Annotated in this window: 17 protein-coding genes; 10 read left to right on the top strand and 7 right to left on the bottom strand. The window is 43.9% G+C overall.

From position 1 onward, the window contains the following. Positions 1–270, bottom strand: a 270-nt coding sequence (locus BLV62_RS28600) for an ISAon1 family transposase N-terminal region protein (RefSeq protein WP_211118332.1), incomplete at its 3' end; no start/stop codon positions are given. A 695-nt stretch (positions 271–965) separates the two neighbouring features. Beyond that, on the bottom strand, positions 966–3,128 hold the full coding sequence (locus BLV62_RS18140; RefSeq protein ID WP_089763384.1) for a S46 family peptidase: 2,163 nt from the start codon (positions 3,126–3,128) through the stop codon (positions 966–968). Between the two features lie 205 nt (positions 3,129–3,333). Between BLV62_RS18140 and BLV62_RS18135 the strand changes: the two genes are divergently transcribed. From BLV62_RS18135 to recA, 5 genes are all read left to right on the top strand, one after another. Further along, positions 3,334–3,753, top strand: a complete 420-nt coding sequence (locus tag BLV62_RS18135) for a hypothetical protein (protein ID WP_089763383.1) — start codon at positions 3,334–3,336, stop codon at positions 3,751–3,753. Positions 3,754–3,827: 74 nt separating this feature from the next. Further along, positions 3,828–4,433, top strand: coding sequence for a ribonuclease HII (locus tag BLV62_RS18130; protein WP_089763390.1), 606 nt, complete (start codon positions 3,828–3,830; stop codon positions 4,431–4,433). A gap of 88 nt (positions 4,434–4,521) precedes the next feature. After that, on the top strand, positions 4,522–6,009 hold the full coding sequence (gene rpoN, locus BLV62_RS18125) for an RNA polymerase factor sigma-54 (protein WP_089763382.1): 1,488 nt from the start codon (positions 4,522–4,524) through the stop codon (positions 6,007–6,009). Between the two features lie 14 nt (positions 6,010–6,023). Continuing rightward, the gene (locus BLV62_RS18120) at positions 6,024–6,719 is read left to right on the top strand and encodes a hypothetical protein (protein WP_089763381.1); all 696 of its coding nucleotides are present in this window, start codon (positions 6,024–6,026) and stop codon (positions 6,717–6,719) included. Positions 6,720–7,259: 540 nt separating this feature from the next. Next, positions 7,260–8,276, top strand: coding sequence for a recombinase RecA (gene recA / locus BLV62_RS18115; RefSeq protein WP_089763380.1), 1,017 nt, complete (start codon positions 7,260–7,262; stop codon positions 8,274–8,276). A gap of 577 nt (positions 8,277–8,853) precedes the next feature. Here the strand turns inward: recA and typA are convergent. Beyond that, positions 8,854–10,662, bottom strand: a complete 1,809-nt coding sequence (typA, locus tag BLV62_RS18110; protein WP_089763379.1) for a translational GTPase TypA — start codon at positions 10,660–10,662, stop codon at positions 8,854–8,856. A gap of 231 nt (positions 10,663–10,893) precedes the next feature. Between typA and BLV62_RS18105 the strand changes: the two genes are divergently transcribed. After that, complete coding sequence (locus tag BLV62_RS18105; protein ID WP_089763378.1) at positions 10,894–11,889, top strand: alpha/beta fold hydrolase; 996 nt, start codon at positions 10,894–10,896, stop codon at positions 11,887–11,889. Here BLV62_RS18105 and BLV62_RS18100 read toward each other — a convergent pair. Together BLV62_RS18100 and BLV62_RS18095 are read right to left on the bottom strand one after the other, a co-directional pair. Continuing rightward, entirely contained in the window at positions 11,858–14,128 is a 2,271-nt protein-coding gene (locus BLV62_RS18100; RefSeq protein WP_089763377.1) for a patatin-like phospholipase family protein, read from the bottom strand. The genes BLV62_RS18105 and BLV62_RS18100 overlap by 32 nt on opposite strands. A 42-nt stretch (positions 14,129–14,170) precedes the next feature. Then, positions 14,171–15,262: a COX15/CtaA family protein gene (locus BLV62_RS18095; RefSeq protein WP_089763376.1), complete on the bottom strand. Its 1,092-nt coding sequence runs from the start codon at positions 15,260–15,262 to the stop codon at positions 14,171–14,173. 173 nt (positions 15,263–15,435) lie between these two features. Between BLV62_RS18095 and BLV62_RS18090 the strand changes: the two genes are divergently transcribed. Beyond that, on the top strand, positions 15,436–15,876 hold the full coding sequence (locus BLV62_RS18090) for a hypothetical protein (RefSeq protein WP_089763375.1): 441 nt from the start codon (positions 15,436–15,438) through the stop codon (positions 15,874–15,876). 39 nt (positions 15,877–15,915) lie between these two features. Here the strand turns inward: BLV62_RS18090 and BLV62_RS18085 are convergent, their stop codons facing one another. Together BLV62_RS18085 and BLV62_RS18080 are read right to left on the bottom strand one after the other, a co-directional pair. Further along, on the bottom strand, positions 15,916–16,392 hold the full coding sequence (locus BLV62_RS18085) for a hypothetical protein (RefSeq protein WP_089763374.1): 477 nt from the start codon (positions 16,390–16,392) through the stop codon (positions 15,916–15,918). A gap of 139 nt (positions 16,393–16,531) precedes the next feature. Then, complete coding sequence (locus BLV62_RS18080) at positions 16,532–19,513, bottom strand: glycoside hydrolase family 3 N-terminal domain-containing protein (protein ID WP_089763373.1); 2,982 nt, start codon at positions 19,511–19,513, stop codon at positions 16,532–16,534. A 280-nt stretch (positions 19,514–19,793) separates the two neighbouring features. On the opposite strand from BLV62_RS18080, the gene BLV62_RS18075 reads away from it, so the two are divergent. The 3 genes from BLV62_RS18075 (at position 19,794) to BLV62_RS18065 (ending at position 22,244) form a co-directional block, all read left to right on the top strand. Further along, positions 19,794–20,381, top strand: a complete 588-nt coding sequence (locus BLV62_RS18075) for an adenylate kinase (protein ID WP_089763372.1) — start codon at positions 19,794–19,796, stop codon at positions 20,379–20,381. Positions 20,382–20,498: 117 nt separating this feature from the next. Next, positions 20,499–21,524, top strand: coding sequence for a GTPase ObgE (obgE, locus tag BLV62_RS18070; protein WP_089763371.1), 1,026 nt, complete (start codon positions 20,499–20,501; stop codon positions 21,522–21,524). Between the two features lie 39 nt (positions 21,525–21,563). Continuing rightward, positions 21,564–22,244 (top strand): hypothetical protein, encoded by a 681-nt coding sequence (locus tag BLV62_RS18065; RefSeq protein ID WP_089763370.1) that lies wholly within the window; start codon positions 21,564–21,566, stop codon positions 22,242–22,244. Positions 22,245–22,268 lie beyond the last annotated feature (24 nt).

Here is a 22,268-nt window from a genome sequence, read left to right as displayed (position 1 = left end):
TATTTGCCCATCCTCCAAAACTTCCCACCGACGGCGCTTTGCATGCAACATGACGCGCTGATTGCGTATGGGAAAATCCTGAATAACAACTTCTGAGAAGAATCCTTTAGAGTGAGCTTTCTTATGTTGATGTTCTACTGGAATGCTATTCTTTTCCTCCAGGTATATGTGAATACCTTCTTTGTCCTGATTTGAATCTATTAAGTCAAAATACTCTAATATTCCCGCTGGTAACAGCAATTCTACAAGTTTGCGAAAGTTCTGATCCACATGCTTTATTGGCTAATCCAATGCAAAAAAACTATTTTTATATTAATCCCCCAATTATTTAACTTGATCCGTCAGAATCTGCATTGCAGGAAATCAAAGCGGTAGTAAATAACATAATAAGGGTAACTACAAACAATTTCATCTGTTTCATTTTTACATTCTTTTTTTGGGGGGTCACAAAACCCTGTTACAAATAAATCACCGGGGTTAACACTATTGCATTTGCAACTCTTATAAGCAACAGTATCTATATTCGGTTGTTAAGCGGACGCAAATTTACGACACATTCTTCTAACAAAAAAATCAATTCAAACTTTTTTATCAAAACACGTAGAATTACGTATATGGTTCCTCGTAAAAACTGCGATTTGTTTTATTCATCTCATATGCAGCCAAAATGCGGTCATCACCTCAGCCTACCGTATGGCTGCAGTCAGCCACCAGCAACCCTCCCCCTGCTCAATGCATCCATCTCTCAGCAATCGACATACGCAAAATGCAAACAAAAATTTGTAAGCTTTTCTTTACATCCTGTTCTTTTTTCCAATACAAACTACGTATATTCCTTACTGTTATAATCAACATTTCCGCTATTTATATTGCAGGTATATTATCCGGGTCTTATATAAGAACTGGCATAAAAAAAGCTCCTGCGATTTGATCGCAGGAGCCCGGAAAAAAAGCGATTGAATACTTTATTTAACGAGTTTCAATTCGTTGATAATATTTTTAGCGCCGCCTAATTTCTCAATGCACCATAATACATAACGTACATCCACGCAAATAGTACGGTTATATTCTGAATCGAATTGGATCTTGTGGCTTAATGCTTCGTAGTTACCGTCGAAAGCCAAACCAATCAACTCTCCGTTAGCATTGATAACAGGAGATCCGGAGTTACCGCCGGTAATATCGTTAGTAGTAATAAACCCAACTACCACATCATTACGCCTGGCATCTTTATACTGACCGAAATCTTTCTTCTTGTAAAGATCCATGTAGTTGGCAGGCAGATCGAATTCATAATCTCCGGGGACATATTTCTCGATCACTCCTTTCATCGTAGTTACATAATCGTAATGTACGGCGTCGCGGGGCGAGTATGGTTTCACCTGGCCATAAGAAACTCTCATGGTGAAGTTGGCATCCGGGTACCTGTTCGCATTAGGGTTCATTTGCATGACGCCTTTCAGGTAAACGCGGCCAAGATCGTTGATCTTTGTATTGAACTGTGCGTACAGCGGTTGATATTTGCTGGAGTAGTTCTTAATGAACGCGCTGGCATAAGCATATGCAGGGTCGTTCTGTAAAGTAACGGCATCCGGGTTAGCGATGAAAGCTTTCCACTTCGCATCATCAAAAATGAAAGTGTTGTTCATCACAGAAGCAGCCCAGGTACGATAAGTATTATCGTCGTCCAGTTTCCCGAATTTGGACTGCAGTCCTTCGAAGAAGCCAATAGGTTGCTGATCTTTAGGAATATCTGTATAGAACATGTGGAGGGTAGCCGCCAGGATCTTCTGGTCGCTGGCTTTATTCTCGCTTTCCAGGAACGCTGTACGTGCTTTATCCGCAGCTTCAACTGCTTGCTTTACAGCATCTTTTGGTGCGCCAGGCGTTACCAGTGCTTTTTCAACCAGGGTAAGGTTGCCGGCAAATGCGGCCAGCGGCGAGCCAAGGATACCTTCTGTCAGGTAGATTCTTTGTTTCGCGTATGGAGTCCATGCTTTATAGGCAGCTTCATAGTCGCGCAATACGCCTGCGAATTCAGGTTTGTCCTGTGCCCATTTAGCAAAAGCTGATTCCTGTTGTTGTTTTTCAGCCAGCACTCCGTGCTTTTCCAATTGCTTGGTTTCGCCATCAAAGAATTTCCAGTAGTTGGCGATACCTGCGTAAGAAGAAGCCAGTTGCAGTTTTACAGCCGGATCTTTCTTCATTTGCTCAAACATCGCTTTTAGCCTTACATCGCGAAGATTAACAACTGAAGGATTTTCTACAGATGTTTTTAATTGAACGCCATAGGAAGTCTCGTAACGGTTGGTACCTCCGGGGTAACCGAAGATCATGGCATAATCGTTTTCTTTCACGCCTTTAATAGAAACCGGCAGGAAATGTTTAGGTTTCAAAGGAACGTTGTCGGCCGAATAAGGCGCCGGTTTGCCATCTTTGCCGGTATATACGCGGAAGATTGAGAAGTCGCCGGTATGACGTGGCCACTCCCAGTTATCGGTATCGCCGCCAAATTTACCTACGCTTTCAGGAGGAGTGCCTACCAGGCGGATATCTTTATAACGTTGATAGATGAACAGCAGGTACTGGTTACCTTTGAACATAGGCACTACTTTTGCCTCGTAGTCGGTATTTGCTGTGTTTTTGGTGATAATTTCCGTATATAATTGTTGCTCTTTTTGGGCTCTTGCAACTCCGTCGAGTCCTTTCAGACCTTCTTCCATTTCTTTGGTTACGTCGTCGACCCGTATCAGGAACTGAACGCTCAGTTGTGGAGAGGAAATTTCTTCTTGTTTTGTTTTGGCGTAGAACCCATTTTTCAGATAGTTATGCTCTACGGTACTTGCACTTGCGATAGCTCCATAGCCGCAGTGGTGGTTGGTAAAGATCAAGCCTTCGCTGCTCACGATTTCACCGGTACATCCGCCTCCGAAAATAACAATAGCATCTTTGAGAGAAGCTTTGTTGATGCTGTACAGTTGTTCTTTCGTCAATTTGAGGCCTTTTTTCACCATGTCGTTGTAGGTTTGTTGGCCCAATAGGTATGGTAACCACATACCTTCATCTGCTTTTGCCCATTTTATGCTGACGCTTAAAAGTAGGAGCAAAACCATCAATTTTTTCTTCATATTAAGTCAGGTTTGTTTTTTAAGGACCTCAAACCTAGCTATTTTTTCGTTACCAGCCGCAGATTAGCAGTATTACCGCGGTCATGTAACGATTATTTTAATATGAATACGTAGTGAACAAAAAAACTGGAATATGTTTTGATTAAGGGAGACGCACAGCTGGGCTGTGCCAACATTTTTAAAAACCTGAAAAACTGTACAAATCATGAAAAAACTCTTTTTGATCGCAGGCCTTGCAGCTATCTTATCGTGCAATGAAACTCCGAAACAGGAAGAACATAAAGATGAAATGAAAGAGAATTTACAGGAAGCAGGAGATAATTTAAAATCTGCGGCCAGTAACGCCGGCGACTATTTAAAAGATCAGAAACAAAAAACAGAAGATAGCATTCAGGAACGTATCAGGGAAATTGATGCAAAAACTGAAGAACTAAAAAAGGAAGGCAGTAAAAAAAGTAAAGAAACAGCTGCTAAGCTGGAAGAGTTAAAAGCGAAGATGAACAGGAAACTGGAGGAAGTGAAAAATGCCAGCCAGGAAAAATGGGATAGTACCAAAGCCACTGCCGATGACTTAATGAAAGAAACAGACAAGCAATGGCAATCGTTGAAGGATCTCTTTAAATAATAGATGCCAAATTTCACAAGCCTTGTTCCTTGACCATTTATCTTGTAATTTTACCCGGCTTAACAGATTTTGATTTGCTACGTTCGTATTACCAAGATCAATTGATTGAAGCCGGCTGTGATGAAGCTGGAAGGGGATGCCTGGCGGGCCCGGTGTTTGCCGCCGCCGTTATTTTGCCTAAAAAATTCAGGCATCCGCTACTGAATGATTCCAAACAGATGAAGCCTGCGGAAAGGGAGAAGCTGAGAAAAGTGATTGAAAAGAAGGCTATCTGTTATGCAGTGGCCAGTGTGGATAACGAAGAAATAGACAGGATAAATATCCTGAAAGCTTCATTCAAAGCGATGCACCTGGCGCTGGAAAAATTGCAACAGCAACCGGAATTTATCCTGGTCGATGGTAACCGGTTCAATGCATATGGCAATATACCACATGCTTGTATCGTGCAGGGCGACGGTTTGTATGCTTCCATTGCGGCGGCATCCATCCTGGCAAAAACCTACCGGGACGACTATATGCAGGAATTGCATAATGTGTATCCGCATTTTGGTTGGAATGTCAATAAAGGATATCCGACCAAACTTCATCGGGAAGCGTTGAAAGAACATGGGGAAACGCCCTTTCACAGGAAATCGTTTCGATTATTACCGGAACAACTGGAATTGGACTTTGACCTCTAGGTCCTGAAATGCGCTATACTAATCAAGCTGAAGGCTAACAAATCGTTAACCTTATACTTATTAATTTTGCCTTGTAGGGGAATAAACTATGTTAAAACAGACACAACAGCAAAAGTTATTACAAAAGCTTTCACCTCAGCAGATTCAGTTAATGAAGCTGTTGCAGGTTCCTACTGTCAACCTGGAAGAAAGGATCAAGGAAGAATTGGAAGAAAACCCTGCATTAGAGTATGGAGAAGAATCGGGGGAAGATGAATTCAAAGAACAGGAGGACTTCGACAGTCCTGCTGAAGAAGATGAATTTGACCCTGATGGCAGTGAAAGTGAATACGACAATATTGATATCTCCGAATACGTAAGCGAAGGAGATGATGACGTGGCTGACTATAAGCTGCGCGACGATAATTACCCGGACCCGGACGAGAGCAATAAAACGATCCCTGTCAGGGTCGAAACTTCGTTCCATGAACATTTGCTCAGTCAACTGGGCATGCTGGAACTGGACGACCGGCAAACAGCCATAGCCGAACATATTATAGGAAGCATCGACGATGATGGTTACCTCCGCCGCGAGATCAGCGCCATGGTAGATGACCTCTCGTTTTCCCAGAATATTGATACTACGGAAGAAGAAATAGGTTCCTTAATTAAAAAGATCCAGGAATTTGATCCGGCCGGCGTTTGCGCCACCGACCTGAAAGAGTGCCTGCTATTGCAGTTAAAACGCAAGTCGCAGGACGATCCGGGGGTGCATAATGCCTACATCATCCTGGAAAACTATTTCGACGAATTCACCAAGAAGCATTACGAGAAGATACAGAAGGCTTTAAGCCTGTCGGACGAAGGGCTGAAAGAAGCTATCACCCAGATTATCAGGCTTACGCCTAAGCCGGGAGGTAATTTCGCTACCCTTAACAAGGCCGAAAGCTATGTAGTTCCTGATTTCTTTATCATGAATAACGCAGGAAAGCTGGAGCTGACGCTGAATTCAAGGAATGCTCCCGACCTGCGTATTTCCGGCGGGTACCGGGAAATGCTGAAAGAATACGACCGCGGAGATAAAAAGGACAAACGCCAGAAAGAAGCGGTTTTATTTATCAAGCAAAAGATCGATGCAGCCAAATGGTTTATCGACGCCATTAAGCAAAGGCAGCATACGTTATTGTCGACTATGGAGTCGATCATGGATTACCAGCGCGAATTTTTCCTGACAGGAGATGAAACGACCATGAAGCCCATGATCCTGAAAGATATCGCAGACAGAACACAGCTGGATATTTCCACCGTTAGCCGGGTAGCCAACAGCAAATACGTGCAAACGGAGTTCGGAACATTCAAACTGAAGTTCTTCTTCTCGGAGTCGTTATCTACAGATAGTGGGGAGGAAGTTTCTACAAGAGAAGTTAAGAAGATCTTATCGGACCTGATCGAAGCAGAAAACAAACGTAAGCCGTTGAGTGACGAGAACTTAACGAAGATGTTACAAGATAAAGGTTACAATATTGCACGTCGTACTGTTGCCAAATACCGTGAGCAGTTGAACATCCCTGTAGCCCGTTTGCGTAAAGAATTATAAGCAACTATACCACCATGCAAGAGAATGCAGTTTTAAACCGGTTTTCGGAGTTAGATGAGAAGCCAGAGTTTTCGCCGGCCTTAAAATCGTTGGCTCAAGTAATATCATATCTTACCCATCCACTGTTTATTCCCCTGCTGGTGACATTCCTCATTTTGCAGTCGATCCCCGAATACATGGTTGCCTTCAAGGTGCAAAGCAAGCGCTTTGCCTTTGATATGCTGTATTTCCGGGTAGCAATCATCAGTATAGGGTTTCCTTTATTGACCATTTTGTTGTTACGGGCGCTGAATATTACCCAGTCTATATACCTTCAGTCGCAGAAAGAAAGGATCATTCCTTATGTGGCAATGCTTACCTATTATTTCTGGGCATTTTATGCATTTCAGCAGGAAGGGCGGGCGCCGAGGTTTTATACGGCCTTTTTCCTGGGGATCTTCCTCAGCATTTCTATCTCCTTTATTTCCAATATTTTCGTTAAGACCAGTATGCATACGGTGGGTTGGGGAGGCGTAATAGGTTTCCTGTTGTCCCTGATGTGGGGGATGCATATGAATGTAAGCGTACCGTTGGTTATTACTTTTTTTGTAGCTGCAGTTGTGGCTACTTCCCGGATGATTGTAAAAGCGCACGACCCGCGTGAAATATACCTTGGCTTCCTGATAGGCATTGCAACTCAATTGATTGCCTGCTGGATCCTGGTAAAATAAGTTCCATTCTATCCCCTTTTCCCTACCGACTTTTTATGATCGGCAGGGAACAAGGGAGCCAGATTATAGAATGGGTGAATACTTAATTGGGGTTGTTTCACTCCGCACCATCGTCTTACTTCATCAACTGGATGCAAGGCCGCAAGAGCAGAGGCTAACAAACACTAACAGACATCAGGGCTAACTTTTAACAACTAAACTTGACTCCACAAAGGTCATATATTCTTAATCGATACTCAAGCGTATAACTACGCTTTTTGAAAAAGCAGTAGAATTCTCATTTAAATTTTTTCGGACTTTTTTTGATACGCATATTCAATGCGTAATGGCATCGCATCTTTGTTATGCAATCGGGAAACAACGGATAGATAGAGGAAAGAAGAGAAAAACGAGCGATTGTAAAATGCTAAATTATATAGCATCAAAAATAAAATGCTAAAAATTTTAGGAAAATAAAAAACAAGATCATAACTTAGCGATACAAATTGATTTGCTACTGTTTGATCGGCTATCTTTTAAATTTGTAAAAACTTTAATAATATGTCTACAGCCAATGCAGAAAAACTGAAGGCGTTACGCCTTACAATGGATAAGATAGAAAAGGATTTCGGTAAGGGATCCGTGATGATGATGGGTGAAAAAGCGGAAGCGCCTATGGAAGTTATTTCCACTGGTTCCCTGGGTTTAGATATAGCGCTTGGAGTAAATGGTTTACCAAAAGGAAGAATTGTAGAAATATATGGTCCTGAATCTTCCGGTAAAACAACCATTGCCATACATACGATTGCAGAAGCCCAGAAGAAGGGCGGTATCTGCGCTATCATCGATGCGGAACATGCTTTTGACAGTTCCTATGCTAAGAAGCTTGGTGTGGATGTGGATGCATTATTAATATCTCAGCCAGATCACGGAGAGCAGGCATTAGAGATCGCAGATCGCCTGATCTTATCCGGCGCGGTAGATGTAGTAGTAATTGACTCTGTTGCCGCCCTGGTTCCAAAAAGCGAATTAGAAGGTGAAATGGGAGAAAGCAAAATGGGTTTACAGGCTCGTTTGATGTCTCAGGCTTTGCGTAAGCTCACAGCTACGATTTCCAAAACCAATTGCTGCGCTATCTTCATCAACCAATTACGTGAAAAGATCGGTGTAATGTTCGGTAACCCTGAAACAACCACCGGTGGTAATGCCCTGAAATTCTACGCATCTGTAAGGTTAGATATTCGCCGTATCAGCCAGATTAAAGATGGCGATGAAGCAGTAGGTAACCGCGTAAAAGTAAAAGTGGTAAAAAATAAAGTAGCCCCTCCTTTCCGTCAGGCAGAATTTGACATCGTTTACGGTCAGGGTGTTTCCAAAATGGGTGAAATCATTGATATGGGCGTTGAATATGGCGTCGTTCAAAAAAGCGGTAGCTGGTTCAGCTATGATACCAACAAATTGGGTCAAGGTCGTGATGCCGTTAAACAACTGCTGAGTGACAATCCTGAATTAGCTGCTGAAATCGAAACAAAGATCAAAGCTAAAATTGCTGAAAAGCAAGGAATAGCTGAAGCTTAATCCGGGTAACCTTAATTCTGGTAACCTTAATTCTGGTAACCTTAATTCTGGTAACCTTAATTCTGGTAACCTTAATCAGGGGAACCTTAATCGGGGAACCTCAATCAGGGTAATCTTAATTCAGGGTAATCTTAATTCAGGTAATCTTAACTCTGGTAACCTTAATCAGGATAACCTCAGTCAGGGTAATCTTAACTTTGGTAACCTTAATTAGGATAACCTTAATCGGGGAACCTCAATCTGGGTAACCTTAACTCTGGTAACCTTAATCGGGTAACCTCAATCTGGGTAATCTTAACTCTGGTAACCTTAATCAGGATAACCTTAATCAGGGTAATTACTCCGGGTATTAAGCCGATCAAATGATCAGACTTATTTATACTTGAAATATATAAATAGAAGTTAGTTTTAGTTTTAGTAAGCATTGGGTTAGTATGCACATCCCTGCCTTTTCCTGGGCGGGGATTTTTGTTTGTAGAAGAAGCTATCAGGAAACTCGTTTGTTACCCCCTAAAAAGCAAAACCGCCCCGAACATCGGAGCGGTCTTACCTTTTTCACTAGTAATGTAAGCAGCAATTAAGCCTCAGCCTTCAGGCTCTTTGCTGATCTCTTACGCTCTTCCTCATCCAGGATGGTTTTACGCATACGGATGAAATTAGGTGTTACCTCGATACACTCATCATGCTGGATGTACTCCATACACTCTTCAAGCGTCATTAATATTTTAGGAGCAATGTTAGCAGCACCATCGCTACCACTTGCACGCATGTTCGTTAATTTCTTTCCTTCATTCGGATTAACTACCAGATCGCCCGGCTTGTTGTTTTCACCGATGATCATTCCTTTATACACCTCTTCTCCCGGATCAACGAAGAAAGAACCCCTGTCTTGTAACTTATCCAGGGAATAAGCGGTAGTACTACCCGCTTCCTTAGCGATCAGCACACCGTTGTTACGGCCCGGAATAGCGCCTTTCCAAGGTTTGTAATCGTTGAACCTGTGCGCCATTACCGCCTCGCCGGCAGTAGCAGTCAGCATCTGGGTACGCAAGCCGATCAGACCACGGGATGGAATTTCAAACTCAAGATGTTGCATCTCTCCTTTGGTTTCCATGATCAACATTTCACCTTTACGACGGGTAACCAGGTCAATTACCTTGCTGGCAAATTCCTGCGGTACATCCACTACTAAAGTTTCATACGGCTCACATTTCTTACCATCAATGGTTTTCACGATCACCTGAGGCTGACCTACTGTCAGCTCATAACCTTCACGACGCATAGTTTCAATCAATACGCCTAAGTGAAGGATACCACGACCATAAACCAGGAAACTATCAGCACTATCGGTATCCACTACACGCAATGCCAGGTTCTTCTCAGTTTCTTTCACCAAACGGTCGCGCAGGTGACGGGATGTTACAAACTTACCATCCTTACCAAAGAACGGAGAGTTGTTGATGCCAAACAACATGTTCATGGTTGGCTCATCCACGCTGATCACCGGTAATGCTTCCGGCTCTTCCGCATCAGCAATTGTATCTCCAATATTAAAATCTTCAATACCTACTACCGCACAGATATCACCAGCCGTTACCTTATTTACCTTTCTCTTTCCTAACGCTTCAAAAACATAGAGCTCTCTTACTTTCTGTTTCTTAGCAGTACCATCTGCCTGCATTAAAGTTACCCATTGGTTCTCTTCAATAGAAGAACGGGTTACTCTACCTACCGCAATACGACCTAAGAAAGAAGAATAATCCAGGGAAGTGATCTGCAATTGCAGGTTTCCTTCCGGAGTTTTAGGAGCCGGTACATGTTCCAGGATACCATCCATCAGCGGAGTGATATCTTCACATGGGGTCAATGAACTGTTGAACCAGCCATTTTTACCGGAACCATAATATGTTGGGAAGTTTAATTGATCTTCAGTTGCATCGAGGTTAAAGAATAATTCGAATACAGCATCGTGTACTTCGTCAGGGCGACAGTTCTCTTTATCTACCTTATTAATTACTACGATAGGTTTCAGGTTCAACTGAAGCGCTTTCTGCAACACAAAACGGGTTTGTGGCATCGGACCTTCAAACGCATCCACCAACAGGATAACCCCATCAGCCATCTTCAATACCCTTTCTACCTCGCCGCCAAAGTCGGCGTGGCCCGGAGTATCAATAACGTTGATCTTTACGCCCTTGTACTCAACAGAAGCATTCTTACTGAAAATAGTGATACCACGCTCCCTTTCAAGATCGTTGTTATCCATGATCAGATCGCCTGATTCCTGGTTGGCCCGAAATACATTCGTCTGATGAAGAATTTTGTCAACCAAAGTAGTTTTACCGTGGTCTACGTGTGCAATAATTGCGATATTACGAATATTCATATACTTATACCTTTAGCTATCAGCCATTAACAGAAAACACGCTAATAGCTACAAAAAGAAGGCGCAAAGGTACGAAAACCATACGAGAATGCATTGATCCTGGTTTAAATAAATGTAATCATTTGGTCAGTTGTCAAGATTCCCTTTCAACTGTCTAATAATCAATCTATTAAACTACATCCTTTTGGCGTCAATTTTGCGTTTCTCGAACGCAAATCAAACAGCATACTCATGAAAAAACTCACATTCAGGCTGTTAGCAATGCTCCTGATGATCTCTGCGAACGTTTTAGCCCAGGAAATACCCGTACAAGATATTTATCTGACAAATTATAAATACCCCTACCCTGTTCATTTCCTGCCTCTTCATATCCAGGGCCAGCAACTTAAAATGGCATATATGGACGTCCAACCCTCCAAACCCAACGGCAAAACCATTGTACTGCTGCATGGAAAAAACTTCTCCGGCGCCTACTGGGACAGCACAGCCGCCGATCTCAGCAATAACGGCTACCGTGTGATCATCCCCGACCAGATAGGGTTTGGCAAATCGTCAAAACCCAAAACATTCCAATATTCTTTCCAGCAACTGGCACAAAACACCAAAGCCCTGTTAGATACGCTCGGCATTAAGAAAACAGCCATCCTTGGCCATTCAATGGGTGGAATGCTGGCTACAAGGTTCGCTTTAATGTACCCCGATGTTACCGAAAAACTGATCCTTGAAAATCCAATCGGCCTCGAAGACTGGAAAACCGTTGTTCCATACCAGTCTGTAGACCAGTGGTATAAAGGAGAGCTGCAGCAAAGCTACGCGAAGATCAAGCAATACATGATGGATAGCTACTATGCAGGCAAATGGACAGCCAGCTACGATAAATGGGCAAAGCTCCAGGCAAGCTGGATCGGAAGCCCCGATTATAACGTAGTCGCATGGAATTCTGCCTTAACATATGATATGATCTTCACCCAGCCGGTGCTATACGAATTTCCCAACCTGAAAATGCCTACCCTGCTGATCATAGGACAACGCGACCGCACAGCGCTCGGCAAAGCCAGCGTTCCGGAAAATATCAGAAGCACCCTGGGTAATTACCCTCAACTTGGGGAAAACGCAGCTAAAGCCATTCATCATGCCACGCTCGTTCCTATCGAAGGTGTTGGTCACCTCCCCCATATCGAAGCTTATCCGAAGTTTATCGCTCCTTTGCTGGATTTCCTCCGGTAACAGCGGCGCCTCTTTTCAACAGCTTAACAACGTAATCGAACGCGCTTTGGTTGGCCGGGTTATCCAGGGCCGTCGCTATATCCATCTTTTCGCGGGAGGTAAGATGCCAGGATAATGCGGCTGCCTTATCCTGTTTCTGTGGAACATATTGGAAAATGATCCGGTGAAATTTATTGGGGAAATACCCCTCCATGTAGTTGATCAGGTCATCCTGGTCGAAGTCCTGCATAGCGCTCCAATGCTGTTGCATAGTGAACAAGGGCTCAAACAGCAGGTCGCTCAGGTCTTTTTGTTTTTTAATGGGACTGATATCGTTCTTCCTTGTATCGCGCACCTGGATATACACTACCTCGCTGGTATTTTCATTGATCCATTTGCTGAATGTATACAGGTAACGCAATGTGGTTTGTTGTCCGAAATTATCGCGGATGCCGGCATCCATTACATCAACGATCGGGTTGCTGGGCAAAAAGGTATTTGGCAGTACATAAGGGAAAGTGGCGCACATGCGGATAGCGCTGGTAATACGGAGGTTCATGGCATCCTGCGCAGCAAAATACTGTCCGAAATCCACCCCGTCTATATCCCTCACCTGGCGCGTTGGATACAGGTATTCGGGGGCGCACAGGTAGCTAATGCCCTGCGGGGAGATCATTAGTCGCCGGCCATCGGCATTGATCGTCGCATTCCAGATCAGCATGGGGATCTCCGCCGTCTTTTCCGGCAAATAATAATCTTTCAGTTTTTTGTTTAAAACACTGTCTGTATGCTCATTCAACTGCATCTCAAAGGCATATCCCCTGTCTTTGGCATACCTGTTCTTATCCAGCACAAAACTTCTCCAGGGTGTAATAAAATCGTTAACCGCCATGGCTGTAAAGACAGAATTCAGCAAGTCCTGCGAGATCTTATCCGCATATTTAACATCCGTAAGCCTTATTGGCTTCCCCTGTTGTTGTTCATAATACAACTCCCGGAAGTAGCTTGCTCCCAGCATTCCGCCCGAAGCGCCCGTCATCAGCACTGTATGGTTCATTAAATTCCCATCCAGCAGGCTATCCAGCCGTTGCAAAACATTGACCGTCCAGGTAGCAGACCTGCTGCCTCCTCCACTGAAATTTAAAACGATCAATGGCGGCTTTTCGTTGGCGGGGAACTTCTTACGCCAACGTTTCAATATCTCCAGGGTCGATTCCCTATCTGCTTCTGCACGTTCCTTGGTAAAGAACTGCTGCAAGGCGTTCACACTGTATTCAGGCCTTTGGCTTTTTGCCCTGTAATTAAGCCCGTAGGCTTTATTCCTGTTATCCAGCCAGTCATGTTCCACCATCCAGTTCATTCCAAATAAGATCACCAGCAATATGGGGATTGACCAGGTTTGCAGCATATAGGAATACGCCCCTGCCACCCCTATCAGGAAGGCAAAGAATATGAGCACACTGGCCCCTGCCGGGATCCTGCATACCCGGTAATCCATCATATAAGCCAGGATAACAAGAAATACCAGTGCGCACCCTACGGTAATGATGGCCGCAAAGTGATGTTGTTTAAGGATATTATCGAGATAGTGTTTATTGTAGTGATCCACATTCCTGGCTCTCCGGATCTTCCAGGGAGAAGAGAAGTAATTGTGTACCGGCAAGGCATTTTCGTCGGGCTCCTGTGTGGGTTTTAAAATTGTTTTGAGGAAGTTGCGCGGGTTGCCGAAACGCTTTTCCAGGCGTCGCCCGATGTTCCTGTCTGCGTTGAAAAAATAGAAGAAACAGAAAAAGAAGACCAGCAAAACTCCGCAAATAAACCCTTCGGCCAGCAGCAAGGTATCAGGAACAGTGTTTAATTGCTCATAACGCTGATACTCCCACCCTTTATAAAGTATGCTTATTGTGAATAATATCGGGATTATGGAGTTATTAAGGCAATATTTGAAAAAGGGTTGTGCAGTTGTTGCCAAAAATTTAAAACGGCCTGTATGCAGGATAAACGTGGTTATCTGCCAGCTCATTATAAACATACCTGTGGCCAGCCCGAGAAGCGTGGTACTGTAGAAGTTCACCTTTCCCAGGTACTCCGGCGCCAGGAACAGCGCATCGCCTCCGAATACTTTAGCAAAACCACCATTGATAGTACTGAAAAGTATGATCCAGAAAACAAGCAATACCTGGTACTTCCTGAAATGAAGCAGCAGCAGCTGTATAGGGAAAGAATAGTAAGTTTTTATAAGTAATAACTTCACCTTCATCAGACCAATTATTACAAATAAACCTACGGAAAAAATTACGAATTATGAATTCAGTGCAGGACTTTTAGCGCTTTGGTTGGTCAGAAAATAGGTCCAGATCAGAGACAAGAGCAACAGCATACCAACTGCCTGGTGTAATATGGCGTAAGAAATAGGTATCCTGATCTGGCTGTTCAGCAATGTGAGCACTCCCAGCAAAACCTGTAATAATACCAGCAGTAACGGAAGATAGCGCGTTTTGTGCAACAGGCTTTCTGCAGGCGTCTGGCTGGATTTCCACCACCAGATAGCTACCAGGATGGTAATAATATAAGCCAGCCCACGGTGTATAAACTGGATGGCGATTTGATTATGGAAGATATCTGTAAAGAATCCCTGCTGGGCGAACATACCTCCCGGCACCCATGAACCGTTGATATCCGGCCAGGTGCTGGCAGCCAACGCCGCATGCAAACCCGCCATAAAAGCGCCGTAAATAAGCTGTATCACCAATATGCCAAGTAACCAAAGATTAAGCTTTTTCAGGCCTGGTACTGCCAGGATTTCGGTTTTCGGAACGCTTAATTTCAATGCAAACCAGAAAACATAACAGAGCAACACCAATGCAGAGATAAAGTGAATAGCCAAACGGATATGACTTACATACAGGTTCTCGTCGTTTAATCCGCTCGCCACCATGATCCATCCTATCAATCCCTGCAAGCCTCCAAGAACAAACAAAATGATCATAGGGTTGATCATACTCGCATTCAGTTTCTTTTTAACCAGGAACCAGATAAAAGGCACTATAAAAACTACGCCCATTAACCTTGCCCAGTCACGGTGCAGCCATTCCCAAAAATAAATGGCTTTAAAGTCTGATAAAGTAAAATGGTTATTAAGGTATTTATATTGCGCTATTTGTTTATATCCCTCAAAAGCCTTTTCCCAGGCCGCCTGGTTCATTGGCGGGAAAGCTCCCAACAAAGGCTGCCATTCGGTGATTGAGAGCCCCGAACCTGTCAGACGCGTAATACCGCCCAATAGCACCTGAACGATCAGCATGCCAACCCCGATATACAACCAGATGGCCACCGGCCGGTTGCTTTTTCTCTCTATATAATCTTCTGCTATGTTGAATTCTAATGCTTTCATAAACGCTGCAAAAATAGGGAATGAAAGCCGACAAATACTCACATTATTTTAACAAATGCGTAATGTTCTGTTAATTCTGCAGGCGGAATTTTGTGTCAGAAAAAAAAGCACCATTGTATTAGCTAATACGGCCCGCGATTTTAAAAATGACGAAACATTTAAAAAATTAAATCATGAAACCTTTACGTTTTGTTTTAGCGCCCAAAGTTGTTGTATTTACATTTGTTTCTTTAATATTTTTCCAGGTTTGTGCGTCTGCACAATCAACGACCTTCGCTTTATTGACTGCTAAAAATGAATCAATAGCCAATCCTCCTGCGAAATCGTTCAATGCTCAGATCAAACAATTGAAACAAGACCAGTTATTGTTTCAATTATTAGTGGAGAACCCGGGAAACGAAAGACTTGCTCTTTATATCAAAGATAAATTCAATAATACACTCCATAGAGAAGCGCTGCCAGCTACTGTAAAATTCGAAGGAAGATATAACCTTCAATCTCTGGAAGATGGCGATTATGTTTTTGAGATCAGGAATGGTAAAAACATCATGATGGAAAAATCACTCTCCATCACCACTCAAACCCAGGTTAACAGGAATGTTTCAGTAAACTAATAAAACTAAAAAAGGACGATCAGCTGATCGTCCTTTTTTTTAGTCATGATGTTTATGTCCGTTCCCTTTATTTCCTTTATAGTGGCCGTTTTTATTGCCCCGTCCATTGTTGTAATGCTTCTTGTACTTTGGATCCCTGCTATCCCTGATGATAGTTTGTTTTCCGTACCATCCTTTGTAATTACTATACTTAACCCGGTACACATCGTTCCGTAACCAGGGGTCACGATCGTTGATCACTACTTTATATCCCCTGTCCAGGTCGTAATGATAGTGCGAAGGAAGAGATCTTGCAAACACCCATCTGCCTCCGTCCAGGTAAATAAATTGTCGTTTTGGAATGCTGTAATAGGCATCAATATCCGGCATGTAATAATACTGTGCATAATCGTAACCAACAGGTCCCCAGGCCGGCTGGCTACCAATGTTTATATTAACGCTTACCTGTGCAAAACTCTGATTGACAGACCATCCAAACAATAACAGCACCCCTAGTAAAAATGTAGTCTTTTTCATATCCTTGAAGTTTATACCCTCTAAAATTCCAAAAGGATGCCAAAGTAGCGCCCGGTAAGCGTATTTAACGCTCGTTAACAATAATCAAAAAGCCAACCTGCATAAACAGATTGGCTTTGGCTCTAATATTATTGACAATCTACATAATTGCCTGGTATAATGCATCCAGCATTTTTTCCCTGATACGCAACGCAGATATTCTTGTATTGGTTCCACCGCTGGGATATACCCGGTTACTCATGAAAACAAATACCAGTTTGCTTTCCGGGTCTGCCCATACACAGGTACCCGTGTATCCTGTATGCCCGAAAGTAGCTGATGAAGCGTATTTTGCCGGGTAAGGCTCCGAGCGGGTATTATTATTCTTTTCGGGTTTGTCGAAACCCAATCCCCGCCGGCTGATCGAACTTCCATAGGCAGTAAATAACCTGACTGTTTCCGGCTTGATATACTGTACGCCGTTGAAACTGCCATAATTGATCAGCATCTGCATAATTACAGCCAGGTCGTGCGCACTGGAAAACAACCCTGCATGCCCCGCAACTCCGCCCAACATAGCGGCGCCGGGATCATGCACATCGCCTCTCAGCTGCTGCTGGCGGAAATTCTGCTCATATTCTGTTGGCGCGATCCTCGACAATGGAAATCTCTCCCTGGGCCTGAAACCTGTTGTTGCCAGTCCAAGCGGCTCATAGAAAGTTTCCCTTACATAATCATTCAGTTTTTTTCCTGTCAGCTGCTCTACGATTTTTCCAAGAAAAAGAAAATCGTTATCGCTGTATATATACCCCGCACGGGGATTTAGTTTGCTGTCAACAATCTCTCTCCAAATACTATCAACATACTCATTTTCCAGGTACAACTGCTCCGCTACCCTTACGCTATGCGTAGCATCCGGAGATCTACGGTACAGGTTAGGGTCGGGAGATCCGTCAGGCAGCAGGGTTTCTTTATAAAACGGGATAAAAGCCACAAGTCCCGCCTGGTGCAGGAGTATATCCCTGATCCTTAATCCCGCTTTGTCTGTTCCTAAAACCATTGTAAGATAAACGCCGAGCGTAGCATCCAGGTTGATCTTTCCCTCGTCATACAACCGCATCACGGCAAGCGTTGTAGCGCAAACTTTGGTTACCGAGGCTACATCGTAAATTGACTGTGGGGTAACCGGTTCTGCCTTGTTATATTCGAAATGCCCGAAGCACCGGTTATAAACAACCTTCCCGTCTTTTAACGCCACTACCTGGGCCCCGGGTGCTGCGCCCCTGCTGATCATTTCATTCGCTATTGCATCAATTTTCAGCAATGCCTGTTCATTCATTCCTACAGCAGCGGGAGATGCAGCAGGCAAAACAGTATACTGGTTCACTTTATAAGTGATCCCGGTACCTTCTTTCATGCCAGGACAAACGGTAACAGGAAGTTTTCCTGAAGGCCCGAGTTTACCGAACAATATATCGGCGGCCACTCTCTGGGTGGTACTGTCATCTTCATACGCTGCAATTATATTCGGCGCATCGCAGAAATACTGCAGTGCGTATGGGTTTCCGAATACAACGGTGGCAGAAGGCAATTCTGCCTGCAACTGTTTAATGAGCAACCGTTGCGCTAAGGAAAGGCCGAAGTTATTTGCAGGACGCCGGCTGTAATTATGCAAACTGATGATAACAGCTTTGTAATCGCGCTGGATCCTTGAAGCAATTGGCGCAATCTGGTCTACCGACTGCCTGGCGGTAAAGATGAACACATCTGTACCTGGCTTGTATTCTTTTACCGACTGTAAAAAAGTATTGTTTGCGTCGGCTCCTACTGCTATCACTGCCAGTTTCTGCTGGGTCATAGCAGGCGAAAACGGGATCAGGTCTTTATCATTTTTTACAAGGGTGATGGCCTTTTCCGCGATCTTGCGACGAAGGCTGTCTGTTTTTGCATTCAGGTCCTCAACCAGGTTCGCAGTTTCGATATGCTGTGGTTGAGAAAGACCCAACTGGTATTTAGCCATCAATACTTTCTTCACCCGCGCGTCTACTTCCTGCTGGCTGATCCTCCCTGCCTTGATGGCTTTCTTTATAGCGTCTACGCTGCCGGCAGATGTAGAGGGCAATATCATCAGGTCATTTCCTGCCAGCAACGACTGTAAGGATTCCTGACCTTTTGAGTAGAACTTTGCAATACCTTTCATTTCAAGCGCATCTGTGACTATCAGCCCCTTGAATCCCATTTCTTGTTTCAGCAGTTCTGTTACAGCTTTGTAGGAGATGGAGGTAGGCGTATTGGGCTTTTTATCGATAGCCGGAATATACAGGTGGCCGATCATGACAGAACCTACGCCTGCTTTGACGGCCTCCCTGAAGGGATAGAGTTCCAGGCTGTCTAACTGTTGTCTTGTTTTATTGATAGAAGGAAGATCGAAATGGGAGTCTACATTGGTATCGCCATGCCCCGGGAAATGTTTGGCGCAGGCCATGATGCCCGCATCCTGCATTCCCTTGATCGTGGCAACTCCCATACGGGCTACCTGGTATTTGTTCTCACCGAAAGAGCGGTCGTTGATCACAGGGTTTGCCGGGTTGTTGTTTATATCCATATCCGGGGCGAAATCGATGTGGATGCCCATCCGCTTGCACTGTTCTCCTATCAGTTTCCCGGCTTCATAAGCTAAACCGGTATCCTGTACGGCTCCTATCATCATATTGCGGGGCAGCGATATAACGCTGTCCAGCCGCATTCCCAGTCCCCACTCTCCATCTATCGCTACCAACAGCGGCACTTTGGAGATGGATTGATAATAGTTGGTAAGATTGGCTTGTCTTACAGGTCCGCCCTGGAAGAATATAACCCCTCCTACTTTATTATCCCGGATATCCTTTATAACTGCATTGATATGATCCTGTCCGAGGTTGGAATGCGCCCTGATCATAATTAACTGGGCGATCCTTTCTTCCTGGGTCAGGGAGTTAAAGACACTGTCGACCCATTGAGAAGCTTTGTCTTGTGGCAACATGGAGGCCGATTGTTTAGCCTTTTTTCCTTTCTTTTCTTTATCAAGTTTTGATGGAAGCGAAAACGCGCTTCCAACAAGCATTAAACCTGTTAGTCCAGCAACCAATAATTGTTTCCTCATGTCATAAACTTACAAATAATCAGGCGGAAAACCAGTATAGTGGCTATGAATATCAACGAATTATTAATAAATAATATATAATAGCAGGAGAGTCGAACTAATTCAGTAAATTAGAAATACTCGTTAAAGATAATTTATTGATTCTGGTAAATATTTGAATGATCTTTATCATTTCAAGGGAATAATTTCATACGATTCAATCAATTGTATTTTTAATTACCAATACATTCAATTGTTTATTATATTTGCAATCTTGCGAGTAAAGTAGATTTAATAAAACATGGTCAATCTCATTTTATTTGGCCCTCCCGGTAGTGGCAAGGGTACACAAAGTGCTAATATTATCCAGAAATACGGACTTATCCACCTGTCGACAGGCGACCTGTTGCGCAGCGAGATCAGTGAAAAGACTCCGTTAGGTATGGAAGCGAAGAAATTCATGGACCAGGGTCACCTGGTACCCGATGAAGTGGTGATTGGAATGATCAGCTCCAAACTGGATGCTAATCCAAATGCACGTGGTTTTATATTTGACGGTTTTCCTCGTACCACTGCCCAGGCAGAGGCGCTAGATAAATTGCTGGCATTGAAGAAAACGGCTATTTCAAGTGTTTTATCCCTTGAAGTACCTGAAGATGCATTAATTAAACGCCTGCTGAACAGGGGTTTAACTTCCGGCAGACCTGACGACGCTTCTGAAGAAGTGGTAAAAGCCAGGATCGTGGAATACCACAACAAAACAGCGCCGGTTGCTGATCACTATGCAAAATTTGGCAAATTCAAGAAAATTAAAGGCGACGGTACTGAAGCTGAAGTATTTGACCTGTTGTCCAACGAACTGGACGAATTAATAGGCCAGACAGTATAATTTACCTAAACTTATATCAACGCAAAGATTGTAAGTCATGCTAGCGGCACAATTGTGCTAATTAGCTAAACTTCACGATCTTTGCGTTTTATTTTTAGTAGAAACAACACCGAAACTGTGGAAAAAGCGAACTTCGTAGATTATATCCGGGTATTTTGTCGTTCTGGTAAAGGCGGGGCAGGCAGCATGCACTTCATGCGCACTAAATTCAATGCACAGGCTGGTCCTGACGGCGGAGATGGCGGACGTGGCGGGCACGTGATCCTGAGAGGAAATGCCCAGTTATGGACCCTCCTTCACCTGCGCTGGCATAAAAACCTGCTGGCCGAAGATGGGGAAAACGGAAGCGGAGATAACTGTACCGGGCGTTTCGGAAAAGATATTATCATTGAAGTACCCCTCGGTACCCAGGCCAGGGATGAAGAAACAGGTGAAGTAGAAGCCGAAATCCTCTACGACGGCCAGGAAGTGATCTGGTTGCCTGGCGGACAAGGAGGTAAAGGCAACGCCTTTTTCAAATCACCTACCAACCAAACTCCCGAGTATGCCCAACCAGGTATGCCAGGTAAAGAAGGTTGGAAAATAGTAGAACTGAAAGTATTGGCAGATGTGGGATTAGTTGGTTTCCCAAATGCAGGTAAATCCACCCTCCTTTCTACTATCACTGCCGCCAAGCCAAAAGTAGCCGACTACGCATTCACTACCCTCACTCCACAACTGGGAATGGTAGCGTACCGCGACAATAAATCTTTCTGTATCGCCGATTTGCCCGGAATCATTGAAGGCGCCCATGAAGGAAAAGGATTGGGCCACCGGTTTTTGAGACATATTGAGAGAAACTCCGTATTATTATTCCTCATTCCAGCCGATAGCGCCGACCATAGAAAAGAATTCGAAGTGCTGGTAAATGAACTAGAACAATACAATCCCGAACTACTGGATAAACAATTCCTGTTGGCCATCAGCAAAAGCGACATGCTCGACGACGAACTCAAAGCCGCTATTGCCGAAGAATTACCGGAAGACGTTCCGCATGTTTTTATTTCATCTGTGACCAACCAGGGTCTTACAGAACTGAAAGATATGCTGTGGGAAGCCCTGAACAAACCGGTTGATTCTAAAAACACCGCCCAACCTGAATAATTGAATTCGGTCCTTCGGGGGCTAAATACCCGACACCCAATGAAATCTCTGTTTTTAATTGCTGCCTCCCTGCTGACACTGGCTGCCTGCAAGGAGGTAGCGAAACCCAAAAAAGAACGATCGGTCCAGATAGATACCATGATACTGGTTGATCCCCCTGCCTCTTCTCCCTCAAAAATTGCATCCAACGCCACAAGTATCCTATACCAGGACACCACTACCTATATCAGGTTTGGCGACTGCTACTTTTCCCTTAACTGGATCCAGGCCGACAACAAACGCAATGACCTTGAACTCCGCCCTGATACCCTGTACTTTTTCCTGCATCCAAAACATTCCATTGAAGGACAAATGCTCACCATCACCTCTTCGAATTCCCGGAATATTGTTGCCTCGCAACGCTATGAAACCAGCGTTTCAGTGAACGGAACCGTATTCAATGGCTATAAACATTTTCAAAGCGATTGGGAAAAGCTTTCTCCGGAAGCCCCTAACCTTTTTATTTGCAAATCTTATTCGCCGGAACAAAGAAAACGCTTTCCCAATACGGATCTAACGTCTTTCAAACAATATGTGAAAAATGCATCGTCTCCCTTCATCTACGAAAAGGTAGCAGCCCTGAAACACTTCCCGGAAAAAGTGGATATCAGTCGTTATTATCTGAAACTGGAAGGCATTTCCAACACCAAATTGCTGATATTCGACGTGACCTCCGATTAATGAATTATTTATATTTACAAAAAC

The sequence above is a fragment of the Chitinophaga terrae (ex Kim and Jung 2007) genome, assembly GCF_900107795.1.
Taxonomy (GTDB): Bacteria; Bacteroidota; Bacteroidia; order Chitinophagales; family Chitinophagaceae; genus Chitinophaga; species Chitinophaga terrae.
The sequence above is the reverse complement of the archived record's forward strand: the minus strand, read 5'-3'. Positions and strand labels throughout refer to the sequence as shown.